Origin of the sequence: Variovorax robiniae, assembly GCF_037889955.1 — a bacterium.
Lineage (GTDB): Bacteria > Pseudomonadota > Gammaproteobacteria > Burkholderiales > Burkholderiaceae_C > Variovorax > Variovorax robiniae.
In genome coordinates, this window is sequence record NZ_JBBKZS010000013.1 from 135,333 (window position 1) to 159,077 (window position 23,745).

Annotated in this window: 16 protein-coding genes; 11 read left to right on the top strand and 5 right to left on the bottom strand. The window is 68.4% G+C overall.

Annotation, left to right across the window (positions count from 1 at the left end; translation table 11 throughout):
* Nucleotides 1–74: 74 nt before the first annotated feature.
* The 7 genes from WKW79_RS25425 (at nt 75) to WKW79_RS25455 (ending at nt 6,016) form a co-directional block, all read left to right on the top strand.
* Nucleotides 75–1,220: a saccharopine dehydrogenase family protein gene (locus tag WKW79_RS25425; protein WP_340338002.1), complete on the top strand. Its 1,146-nt coding sequence runs from the start codon at nt 75–77 to the stop codon at nt 1,218–1,220.
* A 22-nt stretch (nt 1,221–1,242) separates the two neighbouring features.
* Complete coding sequence (amaB, locus tag WKW79_RS25430; RefSeq protein WP_340338003.1) at nt 1,243–2,748, top strand: L-piperidine-6-carboxylate dehydrogenase; 1,506 nt, start codon at nt 1,243–1,245, stop codon at nt 2,746–2,748.
* 60 nt (nt 2,749–2,808) lie between these two features.
* Complete coding sequence (locus WKW79_RS25435) at nt 2,809–4,062, top strand: NAD(P)/FAD-dependent oxidoreductase (protein WP_340338004.1); 1,254 nt, start codon at nt 2,809–2,811, stop codon at nt 4,060–4,062.
* A gap of 158 nt (nt 4,063–4,220) precedes the next feature.
* Nucleotides 4,221–4,850, top strand: coding sequence for an SOS response-associated peptidase family protein (locus WKW79_RS25440; RefSeq protein ID WP_340338005.1), 630 nt, complete (start codon nt 4,221–4,223; stop codon nt 4,848–4,850).
* 81 nt (nt 4,851–4,931) lie between these two features.
* Entirely contained in the window at nt 4,932–5,189 is a 258-nt protein-coding gene (locus WKW79_RS25445) for a DUF3297 family protein (protein WP_340338006.1), read from the top strand.
* Nucleotides 5,190–5,340: 151 nt separating this feature from the next.
* Nucleotides 5,341–5,724, top strand: a complete 384-nt coding sequence (locus WKW79_RS25450; RefSeq protein WP_340338007.1) for a type II toxin-antitoxin system RelE/ParE family toxin — start codon at nt 5,341–5,343, stop codon at nt 5,722–5,724.
* Nucleotides 5,705–6,016 carry an XRE family transcriptional regulator gene (locus WKW79_RS25455; protein ID WP_340338008.1) on the top strand — a complete coding sequence of 104 codons (312 nt, stop codon included), beginning with the start codon at nt 5,705–5,707 and terminating at the stop codon, nt 6,014–6,016. Before WKW79_RS25450 ends, WKW79_RS25455 begins: the two co-directional genes overlap by 20 nt.
* A gap of 94 nt (nt 6,017–6,110) precedes the next feature.
* Here WKW79_RS25455 and WKW79_RS25460 read toward each other — a convergent pair whose 3' ends face one another.
* Both WKW79_RS25460 and phnD read right to left on the bottom strand, forming a co-directional pair.
* On the bottom strand, nt 6,111–7,013 hold the full coding sequence (locus tag WKW79_RS25460) for a restriction endonuclease (RefSeq protein ID WP_422823965.1): 903 nt from the start codon (nt 7,011–7,013) through the stop codon (nt 6,111–6,113).
* A gap of 372 nt (nt 7,014–7,385) precedes the next feature.
* The gene (gene phnD / locus WKW79_RS25465; RefSeq protein WP_340338010.1) at nt 7,386–8,393 is read right to left on the bottom strand and encodes a phosphate/phosphite/phosphonate ABC transporter substrate-binding protein; all 1,008 of its coding nucleotides are present in this window, start codon (nt 8,391–8,393) and stop codon (nt 7,386–7,388) included.
* 157 nt (nt 8,394–8,550) lie between these two features.
* Here phnD and WKW79_RS25470 point away from each other — a divergent pair, with 157 nt between their 5' ends.
* The 4 genes from WKW79_RS25470 (at nt 8,551) to WKW79_RS25485 (ending at nt 14,417) form a co-directional block, all read left to right on the top strand.
* Nucleotides 8,551–10,467, top strand: a complete 1,917-nt coding sequence (locus tag WKW79_RS25470) for an ATP-binding response regulator (protein ID WP_340338011.1) — start codon at nt 8,551–8,553, stop codon at nt 10,465–10,467.
* Between the two features lie 172 nt (nt 10,468–10,639).
* Entirely contained in the window at nt 10,640–11,659 is a 1,020-nt protein-coding gene (locus tag WKW79_RS25475) for an ABC transporter substrate-binding protein (RefSeq protein ID WP_340338012.1), read from the top strand.
* Nucleotides 11,656–13,623, top strand: a complete 1,968-nt coding sequence (locus tag WKW79_RS25480; RefSeq protein WP_340338013.1) for an ATP-binding response regulator — start codon at nt 11,656–11,658, stop codon at nt 13,621–13,623. The genes WKW79_RS25475 and WKW79_RS25480 overlap by 4 nt, the downstream gene beginning before the upstream one ends.
* A gap of 2 nt (nt 13,624–13,625) precedes the next feature.
* Nucleotides 13,626–14,417: a hypothetical protein gene (locus tag WKW79_RS25485; protein ID WP_340338014.1), complete on the top strand. Its 792-nt coding sequence runs from the start codon at nt 13,626–13,628 to the stop codon at nt 14,415–14,417.
* A gap of 30 nt (nt 14,418–14,447) precedes the next feature.
* Here the strand turns inward: WKW79_RS25485 and WKW79_RS25490 are convergent, their stop codons facing one another.
* From WKW79_RS25490 to WKW79_RS25500, 3 genes are read right to left on the bottom strand one after another with little or no spacing between them, the layout of a single operon-like run.
* Complete coding sequence (locus tag WKW79_RS25490) at nt 14,448–19,844, bottom strand: two-partner secretion domain-containing protein (protein ID WP_340338015.1); 5,397 nt, start codon at nt 19,842–19,844, stop codon at nt 14,448–14,450.
* 11 nt (nt 19,845–19,855) lie between these two features.
* Nucleotides 19,856–21,628: a ShlB/FhaC/HecB family hemolysin secretion/activation protein gene (locus WKW79_RS25495; protein WP_340338016.1), complete on the bottom strand. Its 1,773-nt coding sequence runs from the start codon at nt 21,626–21,628 to the stop codon at nt 19,856–19,858.
* 2 nt (nt 21,629–21,630) lie between these two features.
* Nucleotides 21,631–23,745: a CHAT domain-containing protein gene (locus WKW79_RS25500; RefSeq protein ID WP_340338017.1), complete on the bottom strand. Its 2,115-nt coding sequence runs from the start codon at nt 23,743–23,745 to the stop codon at nt 21,631–21,633.

Below are 23,745 nucleotides of genomic sequence, written 5' to 3' on the forward strand. Positions count from 1 at the left end.
TCTGCACGCTGGCATCTGCCAGCACCCGCTTCCAGAATTCTTCCATCGGGCACGGTGCCTGAAGGAGAACGAACATGACCACCCGGAAGCGCAACGACATCCACAAGGTCCTGGTGCTGGGCGCGGGCAAGGTCGGCGGCACGGTGGCCGACATGATTGCGCAGCACCATCGCCTGCCGGTGACGCTGGCCGATGTGAAGCCCGGCGCGAGCCACGACAACGACGCGCTGGTGCGCCGCATCGCGCTGGACGTGGAGAACGACGAAGCGCTGCGCACGGCGCTGTCTGCACACCAGGTGGTGATCAACTGCCTGCCCTTCTACCTCGCGCAACGCGTGGCCACGGCGGCAGCGATATGCAGCGTCCACTACTTCGACCTGACCGAGGATGTCGCGGCCACCCGGGCAATCCGCGAACTCTCGCGCGAGGCCACCTCCTTGCTGATGCCGCAATGCGGACTGGCGCCCGGCGTGATCGGCATGCTCGGCGGCGAACTCGCACGCGACTTCGACGAGCTCTACGACCTGCGGCTGCGCGTGGGCGCACTCACGCGCAACGCGACCAACAGCCTGCGCTACAACTTCACCTGGAGCATCGACGGCGTCATCAACGAGTACTGCAACCCGTGCGATGCCATCGTCAACGGCCAGCTTGTCTCGGTGCAGCCGATGGAAGGGCACGAGACCTTCACGCTGGATGCGGAAGCCTTCGAGGCCTTCAACACCTCGGGCGGCCTCGGCACCTTGTGCGAGACCCTGAAGGGCAAGGTGCGCAACCTCGACTACAAGACGATCCGCTATCCGGGCCACCGCGACGCGATGGACTTCCTGCTGCACGACCTGCGCCTGATCGAGCGGCGCGACCTGCTGCGCCAGGTGCTGGAGCATGCGGTGCCACACAGCCGTGAGGACGTGGTGATCCTGTTCGCGTCGGCCTCGGGGCTGCGCGACGGGCGCTTCGAGCAGGAGACGCGGGTGTGCCGCGTGTTCGGTTCGGTGCTGCGCGGCAAGGAGCGCACGGCCATCGAACTGACGACGGCCGCGGGCGTGGTCGGTGTGTTCGAGTTGCTGCTGCGGGGCCAACTGCCGGCCAAGGGATTTGTCGGCCAGGAGCAGGTGGCGCTCGCGCAGTTCCTCGGGACGAAGGTCGGGCACTATTACGGGGGTCTGGGCGGCTCGCCCAAGGCCGTCGCGCAGCGGGATGAACCCGCGCATGCCTGATCCAATGCATCGAGGAAGAACCATGAGTGAACTGCTGTCCGTATTGCAGCGCTGCGGCATCGCGCCGGAAGAAATCGAGGGGGGCACGCTGGGCGTGCGCTCGCCGATCGATGGGGCCGAGTTGGCGCGAGTGCGCGAGACCACGCCCGGCGAAGTCGACGCGTTGATCGCGAAGTCGAAGGAAGCCTTCCAGCAATGGCGCCTGGTGCCCGCGCCGGTGCGCGGCGAACTGGTACGGCTGTGGGGTGACGAGCTGCGCCACGCCAAGCGCGACATCGGCTGGGTCGTGTCCATCGAGGTCGGCAAGATCACCGAGGAAGGCCTGGGCGAGGCGCAGGAAGGCGTCGACATCTGCGAGTTCGCGCTGGGCTTGTCGCGCCAGTTGCATGGCAAGACCATCGTGTCGGAACGGCCGGGGCATCGGATCATGGAGCAGTACCACCCGCTCGGCCCGGTGGCTGTCATCACTGCGTTCAACTTCCCGAGCGCGGTGTTCGCCTGGAACGCCGCGCTGGCGCTGGTGTGCGGCGATCCGGTGATCTTCAAGCCGTCGGAGAAGGCGGTGTTGTCAGGGCTCGCCACGTTCAAGGCGCTGGAGCGAGCCATCGCGCGCTTCGGCGATCGGGCGCCGGAAGGGCTGGCGCAGATCGTGATCGGCGGCGCGTCGCTGGCGGAAAAGCTCGTCGACAGCCCGGCGATTCCGCTCGTCTCGGCGACCGGCTCGACCCGCATGGGCCGGATCGTCGGGCCGAAGGTGGCGAGCCGCTTCGGCAAGCGCATCCTTGAACTGGGCGGCAACAACGCGATGGTCGTCACGCCCGCGGCGGACCTCGACATGGCGGTGCGCGCGATCCTCTTCAGCGCAGTGGGCACGGCGGGCCAGCGCTGCACCTCGCTGCGCCGCCTGATCGTGCATCGAGGCGTCAAGGATGCGTTGCTGGGCAAGCTGCTGCCGGCCTATGCGAGCTTGCGCATAGGCAACCCGCTGACCGCGGGCACGCTGGTCGGGCCGCTGATCGACCAGCGGGCCTTCGATGCCCTGCAACACGCGATCGCGACCGCGAAGGAGCAAGGCGGCAAGGTGTTGACGGGCGGCGAGCGCGCACTTGAAGATGAATTCCCGAACGGCTGGTACGTTCGCCCCGCCATCGTCGAGATGCCCGCGCAGACCGCGATCGTGCGCGAGGAAACCTTCGGGCCGCTGCTCTACGTCATCGCGTACGACGACTTCGACGAGGCCATCGCGATCCACAACGACGTCCCGCAAGGCCTCTCGTCCTGCATCTTCTCGAACGACTTGCGCGAAGTCGAGGCCTTCCTCTCGGCGGCCGGCTCCGACTGCGGCATGGCCAACGTGAACATCGGGCCGAGCGGCGCGGAGATCGGCGGCGCCTTCGGTGGCGAGAAAGAGACCGGCGGCGACCGCGAGAGCGGATCGGACGCGTGGAAGCAGTACATGCGGCGCACGACCAACACCATCAATTTCTCGAAGGACCTTCCGCTCGCGCAAGGGATCACTTTCGGCTGAATCCGACGCGCCCGTGCGCCGCCGAAGTCCGCCATTCCTGCATCGGACAATGGCGGCCCAATGAAGAACACAGTAGCCATCCTCGGCGCCGGCATCGTCGGCGTGTCCTGCGCACTCGAACTGCAAGGGCGCGGCTTCGACGTCACGCTGCTCGACCGCACGTCGCCAGGCCGCGAGGCCTCCTACGGCAATGCCGGCGTGCTCGCCCGCAGTTCGCTCGTGCCTTTCAACAACCCCGGACTCTGGGCCTCCTTGCCCAAGCTGCTGAAGAACACCTCGGCCAGCTTCCGCCATGACCCGGCGTTCATCGCCAGGAACCTGCCCTGGGCGTTGGGCTTCCTGTCGAGGGCGCGGGCGAGCGCCTTCGAGGAAACCGCGACGGCGCTCGATGCCTTGATCCGGCTTTCGGGCGAGGCGCACCGGCGGCTGCTTGTGGAGGCCGGTGTGGCCCATCGCTTGCGCGAGACCGGCTGGGTGTTCCTCTACCGCTCGGAGGAAGCGTTTGCCGGCACCCGCCTGTCGCGCGAGACCTACGAGCGATTCGGTGTCGCGACGCAAGCGCTCGACGCACACGAGTTGGCCGAACTCGAGCCGTCCCTGAAGCCGATCTTTCCGCGCGCGCTGTGGATCAAGGATGCGGCCTCGGTGGACAGCCCGGGCCGGGTGGTCGAGGCCTATGCCCAACTGTTCATCGCACGCGGCGGCCGCATCCGGCAAGCCCTCGTCGACAAGATCGAGCGATCGCAGGCCGATGCCTGGCGCATCGTCGAGGAAGGCGGCACGGTGCATGAAGCCTCGCGCGTGGTGCTCGCGCTCGGCCCGTGGACCCGCGAGTTCGCGAAGAAGGCGCTGGGCTTGCATGTGCCAATGGCCTTCGAGCGCGGCTACCACATGCATTACGGCGCGGCGGGCGGCGCATCGCTGCGGCGGCCCATCTACGACACCGGCGGCGGCTATGTGCTTTCGCCGATGGAGCAAGGCCTGCGTCTTTCCACCGGCGTGCAACTGACCGCACGCGATGCGCCGCGCAACCTCGTGCAACTCGAACTGGCCGAGCGTGCGGCGCGCGAGGCGTTTCCGCTGGACCAGCGCCTCGAAGCCGAGCCCTGGCTGGGCAGCCGCCCGACCCTGCCTGACAGCCGGCCGATCATCGGCGAATGCACGGGCCATGCAGGCCTGTGGCTCGCCTTCGGCCACCAGCACATCGGCTTCAGCACCGGCCCCGGCACGGCGGCGCTGCTGGGCGCCATGATGGCCGGCGAGCCTTGCGCCTTCGATCCGGCGCCGTTTCGCGCGTCACGCTTCCAGTTGTGAACTTTGGTTCTCGGATGCCGCGTCTTGGTGAATATTCACATTGAAAAGGGCGGGATTGTGCGTAGCAGTGGGCGCACGGAAGGCACTTGGGTCGGTACAAAATCGCGCCGGCGCCCTGACACATCCCCGCGAGCCGGAACCCGTCCACCGAGCATTCCATGACGATCGTCTACGAGTCCGCCCGAGATACGCACCATTACCAGGAGCGATTCCAGTTGCCCTGCGTGGCGCCCGCGCCGTTCGTCCGGCCCGGCGAACGGGGCCTGTTCGTGCGCCGTCCGCGCGGCGACCGGGGCGGCGCGTCACCGGATTCACGCTACGAGGCTGCGCTGGGACGCTGGGGGCTCATTCCCTTGTTCGCCGGCTCGCAGGACTATCCCGCCACCTTCGAGGCGCGCGGCGAATCGGCATCCCGCGAACGCGATTTCCTGCAACCCTGGAAGCGCGGCCACCGCTGCATCGTGCTGGCCGATGCGCTGTATCGCCGCGGCGAGAACGACCAGCGCATGGTGCGCGTGACCCGCGCCGACGGCGAACCGCTCGCGCTGGCCGGGCTCTGGAACGGCTGGCGCGCGCCCGACGGCCAATGCGTGGAAAGCTTCGCGCTGCTCACGCTGCCCTCGGAAGAGCAGCCGGGCGAACGCCGGGCCGTGTTCCTGCGCGAGGGCTGGCTCGACGACTGGCTGCACTGCCCGGTGGAAGAGGCTGCCGCCTGCCTGCGGCCCTACGACCTCGGCAAGCTGCTGCGCACGCCGGTCGACGAAGCCCCGCCGCGCGAAGTGGCGTAGCCCTGCGGCCGGCACTCGCCTGCCGTTTCATGAAGAGGGATTCCCTGCAACGAAAATGGCGCGTTCAAGGAATACGACCCCATGACCGACGAATCGACCCAAGCCCCCAAGCCCCCGCTGCCCGACCACCTCTCCATCGACCCGCGCAGCCCGCACCATGTCCCCGCCGTGTTCGAGCACGACATCGGTGTGCGCTTCAACGACAAGGACCGGCTCGACGTGGAGGAATACTGCGTCAGCGAAGGCTGGATCAAGGTCCCCGCCGGCCGCGCACTCGATCGCAAGGGCAAGCCGCTGCTGATCAAGTTGAAGGGGCGGGTGGAGGTTTATTACCGGTAGCAGGAACTCTCGCCCTCTTCCTGTCGCCCGCTTCCATCAAACGGCACCCGCTCTCGGGTGCCGTTTGTACTTTGCCGATGCGCCGGATGCCGCCGGCGACTCAAAGCAGGCGTAAAATATAGCCTTGATGGAATAGTCTTCAGGGGGAATAATGTCCAAGAAGTGGGAGGTGGAGTACACCGACGAACTTGGAGAGTGGTGGGCCGAGTTGACCGAATCCGAGCAAGAGTCCATCGACTCATCGGTGCGGCTGCTTGAAGCGAAGGGGCCGAACCTTGGCTTCCCTCATAGCTCCGGGATTGGGGGTTCGAGACACTCGCACATGCGTGAACTTCGCGTGCAACACGATGGTCGGCCGTACCGGATTCTTTATGCGTTCGATCCTCGCCGCAGCGTCATCCTGCTGATCGGTGGCGACAAGACCGGCAATGACCGCTGGTACGACATGTATGTGCCGATGGCCGACAAGTTGTACGACACGCACCTCGAGACTTTGAGAAAGGAAGGGAAGATCAATGGCCAGGAAATTCAGTGAACTTCGCGCCAGGATGTCGCCAGAGGCGCAGTCGCGCGCAGCCGCGCGCGCCGAGGCCACGCTCGTGGAGATGCAGCTTCAAGAACTTCGCAAGGCCCGCCAAGTGACGCAAGTCGAAGTGGCAAAGGCCATGAACGTGGAACAGGCCGCCGTATCAAAGTTGGAGCGCCGGGAAGACATGTACGTCAGCACCCTGCGCCAATACGTCATGGCGCTGGGCGGTGAACTGAAGTTGGTGGCCTCGTTCCCGGATGGCGACATCCAGGTGCACCCGTTTGAATTGGCGCACTGACGAAGCTCCTCTCAAGCTCCGTTGCGGATAACACCGAACTCGCGGAGCGGGTCAAGCGCTCGGCGTCGCCGCCCGCCAACGCCGCAGCCTTGTCCTATGCGGTGCCCCGGCAACGCGGGTATTCCGAACACCCCCAGAAGTCCTTGCCTGCGTTGGCACCCTTCTTCGCCGTCCGGCGCAACATTGGCTGGCGGCACTTCGGGCAGGCCGGCGCTTCCTTCGCGGCAGCTTGCGCCGCGACGGCCTGAGCCGGGGCGGCAGGTGTCGGAGTAGCTTGCGGCCTTGGCTTGACTTGGGGAGTCGGCACAGCCGACGCAGACGGCCTGGACGCCTTGGCCTGACGCAGCATCTGCTGCAGTCGCGGTCCATCGATCAACTCGATATTGCGCCCCATGGCGAACTCCTGCGCGTCGACCGTGAACCTCCCGGAGGTCACGACGAATCCACCAGCAGCACCGCTCGCGGCCATCACCCCATAGAGGTCGCGAATGACAGGCACGGACACCTTGAAAGCGCGCCATTGCTTGCATTGCACGAGGTACTTCTCGCCGTCCATGCGCAGCGTCAGATCGATGCCGCCGTCAGGACCGGGGCCGTCGTTCTCCAGCACGCGGTAGCCCTGCAAGCGGAAGCCCTCCCCGACCAGCATCTCGAACTCGCGCCAGGTCATGTCGTCCAGGCTGTCCGCTGCCTCGGACCGGGTGACGTTTTCGACGAGCGTGCGGCGGGCATGCCGGCGCCAGGCGGATACAACGGCGGCAATCACGCACAGGGCGGGGACCAGGTACTGAAAAATGCCCGCAACGGCGGGCCAGATGGATGCAACCATTGCGCCCGCCAGTTCGCCGGGCTTCACCGCTGTGAGCGTGTGAGTCGTTGCAGCCTTGTGCAAGAGCAAATAGCTGACCAGTGCGAGGATCAGGCCCACGTACCACGGCAGGCGCGAGACGAGGTCGATGAAGTCTTCGGCGGGGCTGGATTTTCTGCGGCGTGGCATGCCAAGACGAGTTATTGAGTTTGTTACCAAACTGTAACAGGACGGCCATTGGGATCCTGTGTTGGAACCACGCATGGCAAGGGACGAGCACACCGATCACCCCCAAGCCCGGCATGCGGTGCGGTGGGGTCGACCCTTGTGCGCCGCCAAGCAGCGCAGCGTTTCGCGGACAAGGGCTTGCAGCTGTCTGAGCCGAAGGCGAGTTCTGCAAGACCCCGCGAAACGTGAGCAGCGCAGGGAAGCCCCGGAGGGGCCGGTGCAGTAGGGTCGGCCACGCCGCACCGCGTGCCCGGCGTGCCTCAGGAGGTGGTGATCTGGCCCGATTCGCGCAAGGCTGGGAATTCAGGCCAACAAGCCACGCCCTTCAGCAATTCAAGGCGCCGCATCCCTCAAAACCCCCACCTGCTCCGCATACCCGCTCTCGATGCGCTGCAGCCGCGCCTGCCGGGCCGCCTCGTTCACCCACTGCCCCGTCAGCGCGTTCTGCCTGGCCAGTTGATAGGCCAGCCTGGCCGCGGGCAGCAGCGACGCGTTGTCGGCCGCCACGAATCCCGCCAGGTCGTGCAATGACTTCAGCGTGACCCGCTCGCTGTCGCCGACCTGCCCCTTGCCCCTGCCGTAGGCGACGAGAAAGGCCTGGACCTTGCGCTGGAACTCCTGCGGATACGCGCGCCGCACCACGATCTGCGCATGCGGGATCAGGTCAGACTGCCACACGACTTGCAGCCGCTGCGCCTCGGCCGGGAATTGCTGGGTGAAGCGCTCGAAGTCGGCGGTGTTGTTGGTCGCGACATCGGCTTCGCCATTGGCAACCGCCAGCGCCGTGGCCTGGTGCGTGCCCACCACTTCACTGCGAAAGCGCGTCTCCATCGCGATCTGGTTGGGCAGGAACAACTGCAACTGCGGCACGATGAAGCCCGACACCGACCGGCTCTCCCCGCGCGCCAGGCGCCAGCGCCCGGGGTCGTCGAGGATTTCCTTCAACGTGGTGGGTGGACCGACCTTGCGCGTCAGCAGCGTGGCGCGGTAGCCCGGCAGGCCATCGTGGCGCGTGACCTGCGCGACGACCGTCATGCGACGCTGGCTCACGGTGTCCAGCGCCATCTTGCCGGACAGGAAAGCCATGTCGACCTCGTCGCGCTCGATCGCGCGCTCCAGCGCCTCGTACGAGCTGACCGAGAGCACCGCCACTGGCCGCCCCAGCACGCGGCTCATGTCGGCCAGCAAGGGCTCCCAGTCATTGCGCGACTCGAAAGCCCCGCCGAGGGGCAGAATGCCGAACCGCACCGGCGCCCCGCTGGGGGGTTGTGCCGACGCAGGCTGCGCCGCCATGAACAATGCGAGGCAGAGCGCCATGGCATGGACGATGACAAGACGCATCCAATCCACTCGGCGATGCGTAACAGCCAGGCCAGTGGGGCGAACAATGGAAAGCTGCATCGATGTTCGGGTCGGGTCCGGTAGCCAAAAAGGAAGCACGGGGACCACAATTAAATACTAACTTGTGACGTTTTTGACTACCTGACACCTCAACCCTGTGACACCTGACGCCGCGGCCCCCTCTCCCTCGCCGGCACTTCCTGCCCGTGCGCTGCGCACGCTCACCCAGTTCTCGCTGGCGCAGCAGCTGGTGCTGCTCGCCCTGCTGCCGGCCATCGTGGCCACGCTGGGCGCCATCGCGGTGCTGACCCGGCAGCACCTGGGCAGTGTCACGCACCTGATGCAGGCCAACGGCCAGACGGTGGCGCTGCAAGTCGCGGCCATGGCGCAGACCCCGCTGGCGCGCATGGACCGGCGTGCCCTGCTGCGTGCCGCGCAGTCCGGCAGCGCGCAGCCGCAGGTGCAGCGCGTGCAGATCTGGACCAGCGATGGCGAGATCGTGGCTGACGCGGAGAGCCCCCAGTCCGCCAAGGCGGAAGGACTGCAGGTGGTGGCCGCGGTCGTCAGCGACGAGGGCGGCCCCATCGGCAAGGTGATGGTGGAGATCAGCCTCGAAGCCGTCCAGAAGGCCAGGAACAACGTCTGGCTCAACGTGGCCGGGGTGCTGGCGGCCAGCCTGATCGGCGTGGGGCTGGCGGCCTGGTGGGCGGCGCGGCGCATCAGCGCGCCGATCCGCGAACTGGGCGAGGCGGTGGACCGCCTGGGCGCCGGCAAGGAGGCCAGCGTGCAGATCACCGGCACCACCGAGGTGCGGCGACTGCAGCACGGCTTCAACCAGGCCGCACGTGCCCTCGGCGAAAGCCAGCGCCTGCTGCAAAGCCGCATCGCCCAGGCCACGGCCGAGCTGGAAAGCAAGAACCAGCAGCTCGAGGTCGCGAGCCAGGCCAAGACCCGGCTGCTGGCCGCCGCCAGCCACGACCTGCGCCAGCCGCTGCATGCGCTGACCCTGTTCTCCGACGGCCTCTCCAACGGAGAGACCGACCCGCTGAAGCTGCAGCGCATCGAGCACATCCGCGAGTGCGTCGATTCGCTGGACCGGCTGTTCTCCGAACTGCTGAACCTGTCGCAACTCGATGCCGGCGTGCTGCAGCCGCAATGGATCGACTTTCCGCTGGACCGCCTGTTCGACGAGATCAGCCGCAACTTCCGCGCGGTGGCCGAGCAGCAGAACCTGCGCCTGGTGGTGCGCAAGACCGACCTGTGGGTGCGCTGCGACTACGTGATGCTGTCGCGCATCCTGAACAACCTGGTCTCCAACTCGCTGCGCCACACCCACGAGGGCGGCGTGCTGATCGGGGCGCGTCGCCGCGGCAAGGGGGTGCGGATCGACGTGTGCGACACCGGCATCGGCATCGCGCAGCAGCACCAGAAGCGGGTGTTCGAGGAGTTCTTCCAGATCGGCCCGGCGCGCAGCACGGGCGCACGCGGCATGGGCCTGGGCCTGTCCACGGTGCAGCGACTGGCCAGCCTGCTGAACACACGGGTCGAGCTCAGCTCGGTGCCCAAGCGCGGCACCGTGGTGCGCGTGATGGTCCGCGCCGCGCTTCCCGCCGAGGCGGCGCCGGTGTTGCAGGCCGGCAGCACCGGCAGCCCCGAGGGCGAGGCCAGCCTGGTCGGCGTGCGAGTGCTGGTGATCGACGACGAGCGCACCATCCTGGAAGGCCTGCAGGTGGTGCTGACGAACTGGGGCGCCGACGTGATGGCCGCGCAAAGCCGCGAGGAGGCGCTGGCCCTGGCCGACCAGTGGGACCGACCGCCTGACGCGGTGGTGAGCGACCTGCTGCTGCGCGAGGGCGACAACGGGCTCGACGTGCTGGCGGCGCTGGAACGCCATCCGCGCGGCATCGGCGCGGCCACGGCCCGACTGCTGGTGACCGGCGAGACCAAGCCGGACCGCCTGCGCGAAGTGGCCAGCGCGGGCGTTGCGGTGCTGTACAAGCCGGTGTCGCCACGCGTGCTGCGGCAGGCCATTGCGGCGCAGCTTGCGGCGCTGGCCAGCGGCGCAGGGCATTGAAGCACGCGGGTTTCCACGCGCCCATGCCATTCGGCATAGATCATTCGGCCGATCCGTTGCGGTGCCTCCGCAGCATCCCCAAGCAGGGGCTTGCAGACATAACTCGTCTGCCTTATCGCGCAACCGGCGTGCGCTCCTTACATTGGGTTCAACGATCACTGCATTGCAGTCCATGTCCCCCACACCCTTTGTCGCCGCTGGTTGCAAGGTATGGCTCACGCTATGCCTGGCGCTGCTGTTGGCGATGCCGGCGCGGGCTTTCGGGATCACGGTGCTGCAAGCCGATGACCTGCCGGCGCATGCGGAGTTCGTGCGGCAGTTGAAGGACTCACAAGACCCGAGCGGCGGCTTCGCGCTGGTGCGCGTGGGCCCGCAGGGCATCGCCACGGCGAACGCCGACATGGCGGCTGTCGAGGACGACCGTGTCGGCGGCGGCGTAAGAACGCGCAGTGCGCGGGCCAACAACACTGGCACGGGCGCCGTGCCGCCTTCGATCACCATCGCGGTCGGCCTCGATGCTGCCAAGGCCGCGCTGGAGCGGCCCGGCACCGACCCGCTGGTACTCGCGATGCTGAGCCGGCTGGACTATGAAAGCCTCAAGGCCAACCCCGCGCTGCGCCGGGTCGACCGTCGCGTCGGCGTGCTGCTGCGCGACCCGGCCATGGCCGACGCGGTCGCGCTGGTGGATGCGGCGTTGCCGCGCAAGCGCCGGCTCGGCATCGTCGTCACCGACGAGTCGGAACCGCTGCTGCAGGACGTGCGGCGTGCCACCTCCGGCTGGGACCTGCAGGTGGAATACGCGGCCGATCCGCGCTCGCTGGCCCGCGCGCTCAAGGTGGTGCTGCCCAGGAGCGATGCGCTGCTGGTACTGCCCGACTTGATCGGCGACGACCAGGCCGCCACGCTGGCCGTGCTGCGCGCTGCCGCCACCGCCGGCGTGCCGGTGTTCGGCGCGAGCGATGGGCTGGTGCGCTCCGGCGGCCTGGCGGCAACGGTGTCCACGCCCACCCTGCTCGCGCGGCAGGCGCGCATCCTGGGCCGCAAGGTGATGGCGGGCGGCGGCGCCGGCGCCCCGCTGGTCGAGTCGGCCACGCCAGCGACGGTGCGGGTCAACGCCACGGTCGCCCGGGCCCTGGGCCTGCGCCTGCCGGACGAGCGCGAGCTGACCGAACGCGTCGCGGCGGTGAGATGAAGGCCCGCAGCCCCGGCCGGGTCACGCGCAGCACCGCGAGCCACACCGAATCCGCCGCGCTGCAGCCGCAGCGCGCGCCGCTGGTGGTGAGCGGCAACCTGCAGCACGACCTGTTGCGCCTGGGCCTGGTGCCCTGCGCCGTCGCGGCACTGGCGCTCACCACCTGGTTCACGCAAAGCCGGCTCAGCGCGCTGGACGCGGCCTTCAATGCCGAAGGCCAGGCCGTGGCGCTGCAGGTGGCCGCGATGTCGGACCTGAGTCTCTACGCGGGCGACGTGCCGGCGCTGCAGAACGTGGCCAACGCCGCCTTGCGCGGCGGGCAGGTCACGCGCATCGAGATCAGCAACAGCGCCGGTGTCTACGTCAACGCCGGGCGCAACACGGCGCCGGTGGACCAGCTGCGCGTGTACACCGCGCCGGTCACCCTGCGCGAGGCATCGCGGGCCACGGCCTTCTCGCCCGAGGGCGCGAGCACCGCCGGCGAAGCGCCGATCGGGCTGGTGCAGGCCTTCCGCGACACCACCACCTACACCCGGCAACGTACCCTCTCGCTGATGACCGGCATCGGCATCGCCCTGCTGACCCTGCTGGTGGCCTGGGCCGCGGTGCGGCACATGGCGCGCACCGTGACACGCCCCTTGCGCCGCATCTCGCGCACCGTGGCGCAACTCGAGGCCGGGCAGTTCGATGCGCGCTGCGAAGTCGTCGGCAGCAAGGAGTCGCCCAAGCGCGGGCATGAACTGGCCTGGCTGGCACATGACATCAACCGCCTGGCCGAGCGCCTGCAGCGCAACCAGCAGATCAGCGAGGAACGCGTGCGCGAGGCCACCTCGGTGGCGCTGGAACGCATGGCCGAAGCGGAGCAGGCCGCGCTGTCGCGCGCCCGCTTCCTCGCGGCGGCCAGCCACGACCTGCGCCAGCCGCTGCATGCGATGGGCCTGTTCATCGACGGCCTTGTGGCCACCGCCAGCGCCGCGCAACGACCGGCGGTGCAACGGCTCCAGGAAAGCACCGGCTTCATGGGCGTGCTGCTGGACGACCTGCTGGAGATCTCGCGGCTCGATGCGCAGGTGCTGACCCCGAGCATGACCACCGTGCCGCTGGCTTCGCTGTTCGACCAACTCGCCGCACAGCATGCCGCGCAGGCGGCCGAGGCGCGAGTGAAGCTGATCTGGAAGCCGCGCGGCATGTCCGTTCGAAGCGATCCGGGCCTGCTGCAACGCGTGCTGGGCAACCTGGTGTCGAACGCGATCCGGCATGCGCCCGACCGCACCGTGATGGTGGTCGCGCGACGCCGCGGCGATGGCGTGGGCATCGAGGTGCGCGACAACGGCGTGGGCATCGCGCCGATCCACCAGGCGCGCATCTTCGAGGAGTTCTACCAGGTGGCCAACACCGAGCGCGACCGGCGCCAGGGCTTCGGCCTGGGGCTGGCGATCTGCGCGCGTATCGCGGCGCTGCTCGGCACCCGCATCTCGCTGCGCTCCGCCTTGCAGGCGGGCAGCACCTTCTCGCTCAAGCTGCCGCGTGCCGAGGGCGCGCCCACACCGGTGCGCCTGCCCGAGGCCAAGCCGCCGACGCAACTCGCCGGCCTGCACTGCCTGGTGCTGGACGACGACCCGGTCATCCTCGATGGCAGCCGCACGCTGCTGTCGCAATGGGGCTGCAGCGTCGACTGCGTGGCCACGGCCGCCGAGGCGCAGGCCCTGCTGGCCAAGCCCGGCAAGCCCTTCGACGCCATCCTGTGCGACCTGCAACTGGCCGGCGACGACGACGGCCTGAGCGTGATCCGCAGCGCCCGCAACCTGCAGCCGGACGCGCTGGCTGTGCTGATCTCCGGCGCGACCGGGCCGGACGTGCTGCAACGGCTGCGCCAGGAAGGCGTGCTGCTGCTGACCAAGCCGGTGGCGCCGGCGAAGCTGCGGGCCTTGCTGTCGACGCGGCGGGTGGCGGTGTCGGCCTGAGCATGCTCGACCCCAAGGCGCTTCAAGACATCCGCCCTTTCGTCGCCACGCCGAGCTACGGCGGCATGCTCAGTACGATCCACGTGCGCAGCCTGCTCGGGTTGGTCAACCTCGCGTGGACGCATGGCTTCTCGATGCAGACGCGCTTTCTGGATGGCGACAGCCTGGTCACGCGAGCGCGCAACCGGCTGGTGGCGGAATTCATGGCGGACACGCGCTGGACGCACCTGTTCTGGATCGATGCCGACATCGGCTTCGAGCCCGAGGCCGCGTTGCGCCTGCTGCTCGCCGGGCGCGAGGTGGTGGCCGGCATCTATCCGCGCAAGACCGATGGCTGGCCCGCCGAAGGCCTGCACTCACCGATGCCGGCGGGCAGCACGCGCGCCGACTTCGAGGCGCGGCATGCGCAGTTCCCGTTCAACGCCCTGCCAGAGGCGCGCACGGTCGATGCGGATGGCTTCGTCGAAGTGCTGGATGCGCCCACCGGCTTCATGCTGATCGAGCGCTCGGTGTTCACGCGGCTGGCCGAGGCCCTGCCCGAGCTGCGCTACACGCCCGACGCGGCCCTCGACCCGCGTGCCGTCGACTGGCCGCACTATCGCTTCTTCGACGTGATGGCCGAACCGGGCAATGGGCGCTACCTAACGGAGGACTACGCGTTCTGCCGGCGCTGGCAAGCCATCGGCGGGCGTGTGTTCGCTGACACTCGGTCGCGGCTGGAGCACCAGGGGTTGCGTACCTACACGGGTGATCTGCAACGGGCGCTCGAGGTGCGCGCGGGCATCCAGCGCTGAACTTGCGCCGCGGTCCGAGGCATCTCCTGTCTAAAAGTCCGCACACCCATTGCGCCGATCCGTGTTGACGCAGTTCAGCAGGTTCGGCCGTGAGCGCACGCGCGACCATTCGCGCGCCAGCACGTCGCCGCCCTGGTCGGCGCGGTCGCCGTCGAGTGCGCCCGTGGCCAGGCAGATCGGCGCCTGGCCGAGGTTGCGGTCGTAGACGTAAGTAGTGGGTTCCTCGCGCAGCACGTCCGGCTTGGGCAGGCCGGAGAAGTCCGTGCGCCGGGGTGGCGGCACCACCGGGCCGTCCGGCCGGCGTGGCTCGACGATTGGCGCCTCCGTCACCGTCAGGCGCCCGGGCGTGACCGTGAAGGCATAGCCCGCGGGCGATACGAAGTTCACGCCGTCGATCGTGTAGAGGCCCGGCGGGCTGTTGCGGTCGGCCAGGGACCTGAGGGTGCCGTTGAACGAGGCATTCGAATCGCCAAGGATCAACCCGGTCACGCTGAAGACGAAGGGCGGGTTGTCGGTCCCGGCCTGGCGGGTCGCATCGTTGATGACGACCGCGGCCGTCGGTTGCTGCGCATAGATGAAGTGGTTGTCGGTGGTCGACACCGTCACCGCGCAGAGGCCGAGGTAGGCGCAGCTGTAGTAGTTGGGCAGCGGCCCCGAGCCGACCAGGCCGCCGCGCGTCTCGCCGACCCACGTGTTGGCCCACACGCGCCACGGCGCGCCGCTGAGGGTGAAGTTGCCCGGGTTCTGGAAGGTGCCCGCCGCGACCAGGTCGGCCGAGGTGGTGCTGCTCACGTTGCCGGCCAGCACCAGGTCGCCGGTCAAGGTGCGCACCAGCACCTGGTTGGCCGCCATCGATGTCGTCGTCACGGGCTGCGGCAGGTTGCCGGCCGCATCGAATCCGGTGACCGTGACCGAGCCGATGGCTACGCTGTCGGCATCCACGTAGGTGAACCTGCCGGCCGCGCCGCCACCGACCGTGTCGGTGCTGACGTTGTTGGCCGGGTTGTCGAGCACAACGTCGCCGCCGGTCGAGAGCGCCAGCAGCTTGCCCGCCGTGATCGGCGCGCCCGCGGCCTGCGTGATGTTGCCGCCGCTGATGAGGCCGATCTGCGTGCCCGACACCGGCGCGTTCAGCGTGATGTTCCCGCCGCCGCCGTTCTGCAACGTGAGGTTGGCGATGTTCAGCGGGCCGACCACATCGATGTTGGCCGCATGCGCATTGCTGCCGACCACGAGGGTCTGCCACGACATGTTGGCGAGCGTGTCGGCCGAGATCGCGAAACCGTTGGCCGCCGCGCCACCGATGGCGATCGGATTGGCCGTGCGATCGACCGGCGTGGCCACCAGCGCATCCGGCGTGCCCGCGACGTTGACGCCGCCCGGGCGCAGGTTCAATACGGTGCCCGCAATGACGGTCGCCCCCTCGTCGTGTGCGCCCACCGACAAGGCGTCGGTGGTGCCATTGTTCGCGGCGCGCAGCACCACGACGTTGTTGCCGGTCACGAGCGCTCCGGGTGCGCCCGGGATCTCCTGTTCGGGCAGGGGCGCCGTCGCCCCTGCGATCAGCACGCCCGCACCGGCACCCGTGGTCTCACCGGTGATGGTGATATTGCCGGTGTCGGTGGCCACCGCCGAACGGCTGCCCAGCAGCACGCCGTTGTCCGGCGGGGTGCCCTCCCCGCCGGCCTGCCGCAGGCCGTTCACCGTGATGTTGCCGCCCACGCTTTGCAGGGTCGCCGTGGCGCCGGAGAACTCGGCGGCGTTGATCTGCACGCCATGGCCAGGCGTGGAGAAGGTGTTCGCGGCGAAGCTGCCCACGCCGGTGAGCGTGATGCCGCCGCTTGTCGTGAAGACGCCGGTGGGCGCCTGGTTGGTGGTGACCACGATGCCGCTGCCGAGGGTGCTGGTGCCGAGCACGTCCACGTTGCCGGTCGAGGAGCTGATGACGGAGGCGTTGATGAGCACCGCTCCCGAGGTTTGCGTGAAGCCGTCGGAAGCCCGGGTGTCGCGCCCGACCAGCGACACGTTGCCGCCCGGGTTGGCATCCTTGCCGCCCGTGTAGGTCACGAAGCCCGATGCCGGATTGGTGATCGACAAGTTGCCCGCGCGCGTGTCGATGGTCGAACCGGCAATGCAGATGACGCAGCCGCTGAAGTCCTGCTCGCCCTGCACGCCCTTCATCGTGACGTTGCCGCCGTTGCTGTAGATCGCGCTGTTGTTGAACAGGCTGACCGATCCGCCGGTACCGGCGGTCGCGGCCTGGTTGTTGGCATCGGCATTGAGCACCACGTTGAGCGGTCCGCCCGTGTCGGCGGAGGCGATGACCGAACCGCCGTTCAACTGGATGCTGCGATTGGCATTGAGCGTGAATGTGCGCGCGCCGGCACCGGTGTAGAGGATCTGCGCGCCATTCAGGAAGATGTTGCCCCCGCCCGCGGGGCCGACGCCGAGGACGCCGGTGTTGATCGTCACGTCGGTGCCGCCGTTGAGGACGTTGCTGACGTCGGTGTCCTGGATGGTCGACGCGGCGATCGGTGTGAAGTTGCCGTCGTCGGGCAGGGTGGCGGTGGCCACGCCCGGGGCGATGGTGACGTCGAACGGGTCGATCAACCAGTTGCCGGTGGTGCCCTTCGGCGCGGACGCGTCGACCTTGATGCCCCGGACATCGAAGGCCCCGCCCGAGGTTTCGATGGTCCCGCCGTTGCCGCCGGATTCCCCGCCCCTCGCCTCGAAGGCGCCGTAGGCCAGGATCGTGTTGTCACCCTTCGCGAAGATGTTGCCGGCATTGCCCACCGCTGAATTGGCACTCGCCGCGATGCCCACGGTCGTGTCGATGGCCAGCACGCCGCTGGTTTCCGGGCCGTCGGCGCCGATCGCGTGAATGCTGATGTTGCCGGCCTTGCCGGCGCCGCTGCTGTCGATCACCACGTTCCGGTTCGGGTCGCCCTCGAAGCCCTGGGCGCCCTGGAGCCAGATGTTGCGACCCTGGATGGTGATGTCGCCGCCGGGGCCGGTCGTGCTCGCGGTGCTGATCAGCGTGGCGGTGTTGGCAGTCTCGAAGACCGGCGCGCGCGCCGTGGTGAAGTCTCCTTCCCCCCGGGCCACTTGCACCCGCACGCTGGCATCCTGCCCGTCGATGGTCAATTTGCCGCCTTCCGCCGTCAGGCTCCCGGTGGAAATATCGACCGCGAACGGATTGCCGAAGGGCTGGATCACGAGGCCGTTGACTTCGTCGTTGGCGACGGTGAACGAACGGCTCGGCACCTTGCCCAGCACGGTGAGTTCCTTGCCCTTGCCGGCGGAGATCGTGCTGTCGAAGAGGTCGATGCCCCCTCCGGCCCCGAAGGTGTTGCCAGAGGCCGCGGCATTGGCGAGGAAAGCCTGGTCCTTCGCCACCGCACTGAAGTCGCTCGCAGTGCCTTCGAGCTTGACATTGCCACCGGTCGCGATGGTCGTCGAAGACAGCGCAATGCCGGTGCCGCCGTCGAGGAAATCGAGGACGGTTTCACCGGTCATGCCGGCCACCCAGTTGCGCGAGTCGCCGACCAGGTGGATCGTGCCGGTGGCCGACCGCAGCGTCGGCACCAGGTCGGAGGTGACGTTGTAGGCCGCGAACGCGTCGATGCCGGTGGCGCCGAGGCCGCCTCGGCCTTCGATGGTCAGCGCTCCGGAGCCGGTGGTCACCGTGCCTCCCGCGATGAAGACGCCCGAGCCGCTGTTGGTGAAGGTCAGCTGTCCTTCGCCGACGTTGAAGGCGTCGAGCAGCGAATAGCCCTCGCCGCGCATGCTGATGCTGCCGCCGCCCGTGCAATCGGCCTGGCCACTGCCGCAGGTCGACACGGTGCTGCGACGCAATTCGATGCCCGACGTGTTCTGCGTCTGCACGATCGGCTCGCCACCGCCGGTGAAGGTGACGAGTCGCTGGTCGCCGACGGCACGCCCCTTGTCGGGGTCCGACTGCCCGTAGAAGCGGATGTTGCCGCCGTTGGACTGGATCGTGGCGCCACCGGTGGCGACGGCATTGCCCTGGGCATCACTGTCGAGGTTGACGCTCCCGAGCAGGATGGCGCCGCCGGGCGGCATCACGGTGGTGACGGGCGGCGGCTCCAGCGAGCCCTTGGAGTTCGCATTGAAATCGACGTTCAGCGCGCCCGCGCTGGACGCGATCACCGAACCGTTCTCCATCTCGATGTTGCGCTGCGAATTGACCGTGAGCGTGGCCGTGCCGCCGGCATCCTTGATCACCTGGCCGTTCTGCGCGAAGAGGACGCCGAAGCCCGGCGAATCGCCGACGGCGGTTGCCTTGCTTTCGAGGACCACATCGGTGCCCTTGCCGAGCGTGTCGCCGATCGTCTTCGTGTTCACCGTGCTGAGCTGGTCGAAGGCGGTGGCTTCGTCGGGCGAGCGCACGCGCAGGTCGGTGTCCGAACCCAGGGTCCAGCTGCCGTTGGCGCCGTTCGCACCGCCGTGGGCATCGAGGCTCACCGTGTGGGCCACGGTGACCGTGGCGCCGCGGGTCGTGATGCTGCCGCCGCTGCTCTGCACATCCGCCGCGCTGGCATCCAGCGTCCCGCCGACCTGGACCACGCCGCCGACGCCTTCCAGCACGATCTCACCATTGCGCTGCGTCATCGACTGCGCGCGCACGGTGCCGGTCTGGTTGATCACCGTCTGCGCGACCGCGGCGATGTCGACGCCCGCCTTCAGATTGACCCGTCCGCCATCGGCCTGCAGCGTGCCGCTGTTCTCGACCAGCGCCTTTGCTGCGTCCGCGGAGACCACGAAGGTGGTGAGCCCGTCGCCATTCGCATCGATGCCGATCTGCGCGGAGCGCCCCGACAGCAGTGCGATGGAGCCTTGCGCCACATTGATCGTGCCGGTGTTGCTGACCTCGCCGCCCACCAGCGCCACGGTGCCCCGCGCGCCGCCCGTGATGGTGGTGTTGTTGGTCACCTTGCCGGTGCTGTCGGCGACGCCGCCGAACTTGTACTGCCCCGCCAGGAAGTCCGAGTCGCTGATCGCCAGCGTGGAGGCCACCAGCCCGCCCACGTTGACGGTCGAGCCCTGCGCGAAGGTCACGCCGCTCGGGTTGACCAGGAAGATCGTGCCGTTGGAACGCAGCGAACCCATGATCTGGGACTCGCCGCCGCCCAGCACGCGGTTGAGGATCACGCTCTTCGGTCCGGGCTGGTTGAACTGCACCGTATTGCCGACGCCGATCGAGAAGGTGGCCCACTGCGCCACGTCGCGCTGGTTGAGCTTGCCCTGTGTGATGACGGTCAACGGGGAGCCTTCACCGGCGATCGAGAGATTGGGCGAGGTCGTTGAAAAGCCCGTCGGGACCTGCGCCAGCGCCGACCCGCATCCCATGCAGACGAGCGACATCGCGAGCGGCCGCAGCACTGGAGTCTTGTGGAATGGCTTCATGTCAGGTGTTCCTAGAAGCTCTTCTGCGCTTGAATGTAGAAGCGCGGGTCATGGCTGCCGCCGTCGGTGCTGGGCGGCGTGCCGTCGCGCCAGGCGATGGTGGCGTTGATGGAGAAGTTGCCGGGCCGCGACCACGAGACGCCGAAGCCGGCGCCGCGCAGGCTGTGCCAGTTGGCGCCGTCGAAGATCGTCGGCGTCTTCACGATCTTGCCGCGCGCCGCGTCGTAGAAGAGGAAGGGCGTGATCTCGTCGTTGAAGGACCAGCGCCATTCGACCGTGCCGATCACGCCCTGGTCGACCAGCAGGTCGCCCGAGGAATAGGCCCGCACCGCACGCGCGCCGCCCAGCGACAGCTTCTCCGAAGAGTCCAGGTTCTTGCTGGCCCACTGGCCGCCGACCGAGACGTAGAACGAATGCCGCGGGATGATCGCCTGCAAGCGCGAGATCTGGGCCGTGAGCTTGGTGAAGTCGCCCTCGGTCTTGTGGCCGGCCTCCAGCTTGTCGTTGAGAAAGCTGGTGGAATCGAGCAGGCTCAGGTCGCCGAAATAGACGTTGCCGGAGCTGGCCGTGTAGCCGCCGCCGAAGATCTCGTCGCGCTTCTCCCAGGTCCAGCCCAGGCCGATGCCCTGCACGCGCTTGTGCGAGGTGACGTCGACCGCGCGGTACTCGTCGGTCAGGTTCTTGCGGTCCATCGACAGCCGCAGGAACAGGTTCTGCTGGCGCTGGCGGATCAGCGGATAGTTCAGCGAGATGTCGTACACGTCGGCCACGCCATGCGCATCCAGCGGCTCGAACTGCCCGCCCAGTTCGTAGTTCACGCGTGCGATGCCCATGCCGGCACGCAAGCCGCTGGTGCCCAGGGGCGCCTCGTAGGAGAGCCGGCCGAACTGCAGCTCGTTGCTGTTGGACAGCAGGATGCGCGCATCGAGGTTGTCGCCAATGCCGAAGGGGCTGAGCCAGCGCACGGTGCCACCCGCGCGGTAGCGGCCCGATTCCTCGGTGCCGTGGTTGTCGGCCTCCGCCTGGAAGGCCCAGCGGCGGGCCGGCGTGACTTCCACCGTGAGGTCGCTGGTGCCGGGTGTCAGGCCTTCCTGCAGGCCGGAGGCGGCGCGCATGCCGGGCTGGTCCGACAGCAGCAGCATCGCGCGCTCGTAGCTTTGTGCGTTGACGGCCTGGCCGGGCTGCAGGTCCGACAGGAAGCCCCGCACGCGCGCCTCGCTGATCGGCGCGTCAGGTGCCACCAGCACGTCGACCTTGCCCAGCTTGCCCTCGATGACGCTGATCTCGACCACGCCATCGCGCACCGTCTGCACCGGCACCACGGCGGTCGCCAGGAAGTAGCCGCGTGCGCGGTACAGGTCGGTGATGGCCTTGGCCAGCGCCTCCAGGTCGGCCAGGGCGACGTCGCGGCCGATGTAGGGCTGGGTGGCCGACTTGAGTTCATCGGCCGACAGCGCCTGCGCGCCGTTGAGGCGGATGTCGTTGAGGCGGAAGGTCGGAGGCGGCGCGGGTGTGCGCGGCAGGTCTTGCGGCATGGCCGCGCCGGCCGGGGGTCGTGCGGCCTGCGCGACCTGGCGATTGCAACTGTCGCAAGGGTTCTGCGTAGGCAGCAGGGCGGTGGGTGCGGCCTGCTCGTCCGCCGCATGCGCGCGTTGCGCCGCCAGCAGCCACAGCATCGCGCCCGCGACGACCACGCTCGACGCCACCGCCACCTGCCTGCGCTTCGTGCGTTTGGCGCGCACAGTGAGCGGCTGGGTCATCTTCTTGTTGTCTTGGACTTGCATGCTCAGCTTCCGACAGTCAGGCGCCAATTGCCGATGAGGTTGAAAGGAGCCCAGAAGAAGGGATGCGACATGGCGGGGTTCTTCAGCACCGCCAGCTGCCCGGCCTGCATCGCGCGCTGGATGTCGCGGCCCTTGGCCAGCTCGGCATAGAGCGTGGTCATCAGCACCTCGGTCGCGTCGTCGGACACCGACCACAGCGAGGAGATCAGGCTGGAGGTGCCCGCCGAGAGGAAGGAGCGCGTGAAGCCGAGCACTTCGTCACCCGTGGCCACGCGGCCCAGCCCCGATTCGCAGGCCGACAGCGTGACCAGCGCGCTGCGTTGCAGCGGCAGGTCGAGGATCTCGTGCGCCTCCAGGAAGTTCTGCTTGCCGCCCTCGTTGGCCAGCAGGATGCGCGAATACAGCGGATCGATCTGGTCGGCCTCCGCATGCGCGGCGACGTGGATCAGGGGCGACTTGCCTGCCGCCTCGCGGAATTGGGTCTTGGTGGCGGCGGCGCCCATGTAGACGTTGTTGCGCGGGAAGACCGTGGCGATCTCCTTGACCTCAGCAGCGGCGCCCGGCAACTCGTGCTGGTCATCGATGCGCGGATTGCCGAAGGCGGTCAGTTGCGCATCGACGCGCGGCGTGGTCTGCGCCAGCTGCACGGCAATGCTCATCGAGGGCGCGACCGACACCGGATGCGTCTCGATCAGGTACTGGTTGTTGAGTCGCAGCGCCTGGAACGGCAGGTAGTGCAGCGGACCGTGCGGCACGATGATCAGCCGCACGCCCGGCGGCAGGTTGAGCGGGGCGAGCAAGCCGGTGCCCAGCTTCTCGGCATTGACGACCGTGTTGCGGCGTGCGCGCAGCACCTGGTTGCGGAAGCCGTCCACCAGTTCGTTCAGGTCGTCGCGCGTCACGGCCACGCTGACGGACTTGATCTCGTTCGGGCCGACCACCCACACCTGCAGCCGGTCGGGCAGCGAGTGGAATTCGATGACGCGTTCATCGGCCTTGAGTGCGCGTTGCAAGGTGGGCAGGTCCGCCGTGGCGGTGGCCTCGTCGCTGACCCTTGCCCGGCCGCGCACCGCGTCCAGCAACGCACGCGAACGGCTGCGTTCGCTGACCTCGAAGGCCGCGCGCGTGTTGCCCACGTCGCTGTAGATGCTGACGCCGCGCTCGAAGACCTGCTGCAGGTCGGAGAACAGGCCCATCTTGAATTCTTCACTGCGGAACTTGGAGCGCACGCCGTCCACGCTGGAGAGCGCCTTGCCCACGGCGACGGAGGCCGCCGCCTTGTCGCCCCGCGCCAGCTCGGCACGCGCCACGCCGTCCCAGGCCCAGAGCTGGTAGTAGCCGGAGTCGGTGCCGACCGGACGCGTGGTGAGCTGGCGGTACAGGGCCGCGGCTTCGTCGGGCTTCTTCTCGGCCAGCAACAGGCGTGCGCGGGTGCGCTCGAGCTGGGCTGCGAGCTGCGGGTCCGCTGGCGGCGTGAGCTGGTCAAATAGTTGCCGCGCGCGGACCGCGTCACCGGATTCGATGAGCGCGTTGACCAGCGACGATTGCACCAGCGGTGCATATCGCTCGGAGCTGTTGGCCAAGGCGGTCTCGTAGCTGGCCACGGCGCCGGCGTAGTTGCCGCGCCGTGTCAGCACATCGCCGATCACCTTGTTGGCCGGGCCGACCACGAGCTTCGGATCCTTGGCCTCGTAGACCAGCGCCTGGCGCGCGAACTCCTCGGCCTTGTCGAGCTGGCCGGAGTAGCTGTAGACGATGGCCAGGTCGCGGTTGGCCATGGCCTGCAGGTCGGGGTTGTTGGTGGCCTGCGCCACATGCAACGCCTTGCTGGCCGCACGCACGCTCTGGCGGAACTCGCCCTTGTCGGCCAGCGCCACCGCCTGGCTGCAGTACTGGTAGCCGGACAGCTTGATGTTGTCGTTCGCGTACAGCACGGCGCCGTCGTTGCTGAGCGCAAGGATGGTGTCGGTGTCGGCCAGGCGGGCCTTCTCTTGCTGGGCCGCGATGGCCTCGGCGTCGCGCGGGGCGGCGGCGGGGCGCGTGGCCGTGGCGCGTGTGCCTTGTGCCGTGGCCCAGGTCACCGTGCCAAGCAATGCGGCGGCCACCACCATCGACAT

Bases quoted from the DNA above. Each gene is read 5' to 3' on its own strand.
- WKW79_RS25425 (WP_340338002.1), top strand. From the start codon at position 75: ATGACCACCCGGAAGCGCAACGACATCCACAAGGTCCTGGTGCTGGGC.
- amaB (WP_340338003.1), top strand. From the start codon at position 1,243: ATGAGTGAACTGCTGTCCGTATTGCAGCGCTGCGGCATCGCGCCGGAA.
- WKW79_RS25435 (WP_340338004.1), top strand. From the start codon at position 2,809: ATGAAGAACACAGTAGCCATCCTCGGCGCCGGCATCGTCGGCGTGTCC.
- WKW79_RS25440 (WP_340338005.1), top strand. From the start codon at position 4,221: ATGACGATCGTCTACGAGTCCGCCCGAGATACGCACCATTACCAGGAG.
- WKW79_RS25445 (WP_340338006.1), top strand. From the start codon at position 4,932: ATGACCGACGAATCGACCCAAGCCCCCAAGCCCCCGCTGCCCGACCAC.
- WKW79_RS25450 (WP_340338007.1), top strand. From the start codon at position 5,341: ATGTCCAAGAAGTGGGAGGTGGAGTACACCGACGAACTTGGAGAGTGG.
- WKW79_RS25455 (WP_340338008.1), top strand. From the start codon at position 5,705: ATGGCCAGGAAATTCAGTGAACTTCGCGCCAGGATGTCGCCAGAGGCG.
- WKW79_RS25460 (WP_422823965.1), bottom strand. From the start codon at position 7,013: ATGCCACGCCGCAGAAAATCCAGCCCCGCCGAAGACTTCATCGACCTC.
- phnD (WP_340338010.1), bottom strand. From the start codon at position 8,393: ATGCGTCTTGTCATCGTCCATGCCATGGCGCTCTGCCTCGCATTGTTC.
- WKW79_RS25475 (WP_340338012.1), top strand. From the start codon at position 10,640: ATGTCCCCCACACCCTTTGTCGCCGCTGGTTGCAAGGTATGGCTCACG.
- WKW79_RS25480 (WP_340338013.1), top strand. From the start codon at position 11,656: ATGAAGGCCCGCAGCCCCGGCCGGGTCACGCGCAGCACCGCGAGCCAC.
- WKW79_RS25485 (WP_340338014.1), top strand. From the start codon at position 13,626: ATGCTCGACCCCAAGGCGCTTCAAGACATCCGCCCTTTCGTCGCCACG.
- WKW79_RS25490 (WP_340338015.1), bottom strand. From the start codon at position 19,844: ATGAAGCCATTCCACAAGACTCCAGTGCTGCGGCCGCTCGCGATGTCG.
- WKW79_RS25495 (WP_340338016.1), bottom strand. From the start codon at position 21,628: ATGCAAGTCCAAGACAACAAGAAGATGACCCAGCCGCTCACTGTGCGC.
- WKW79_RS25500 (WP_340338017.1), bottom strand. From the start codon at position 23,745: ATGTCGATGGTGGTGGCCGCCGCATTGCTTGGCACGGTGACCTGGGCC.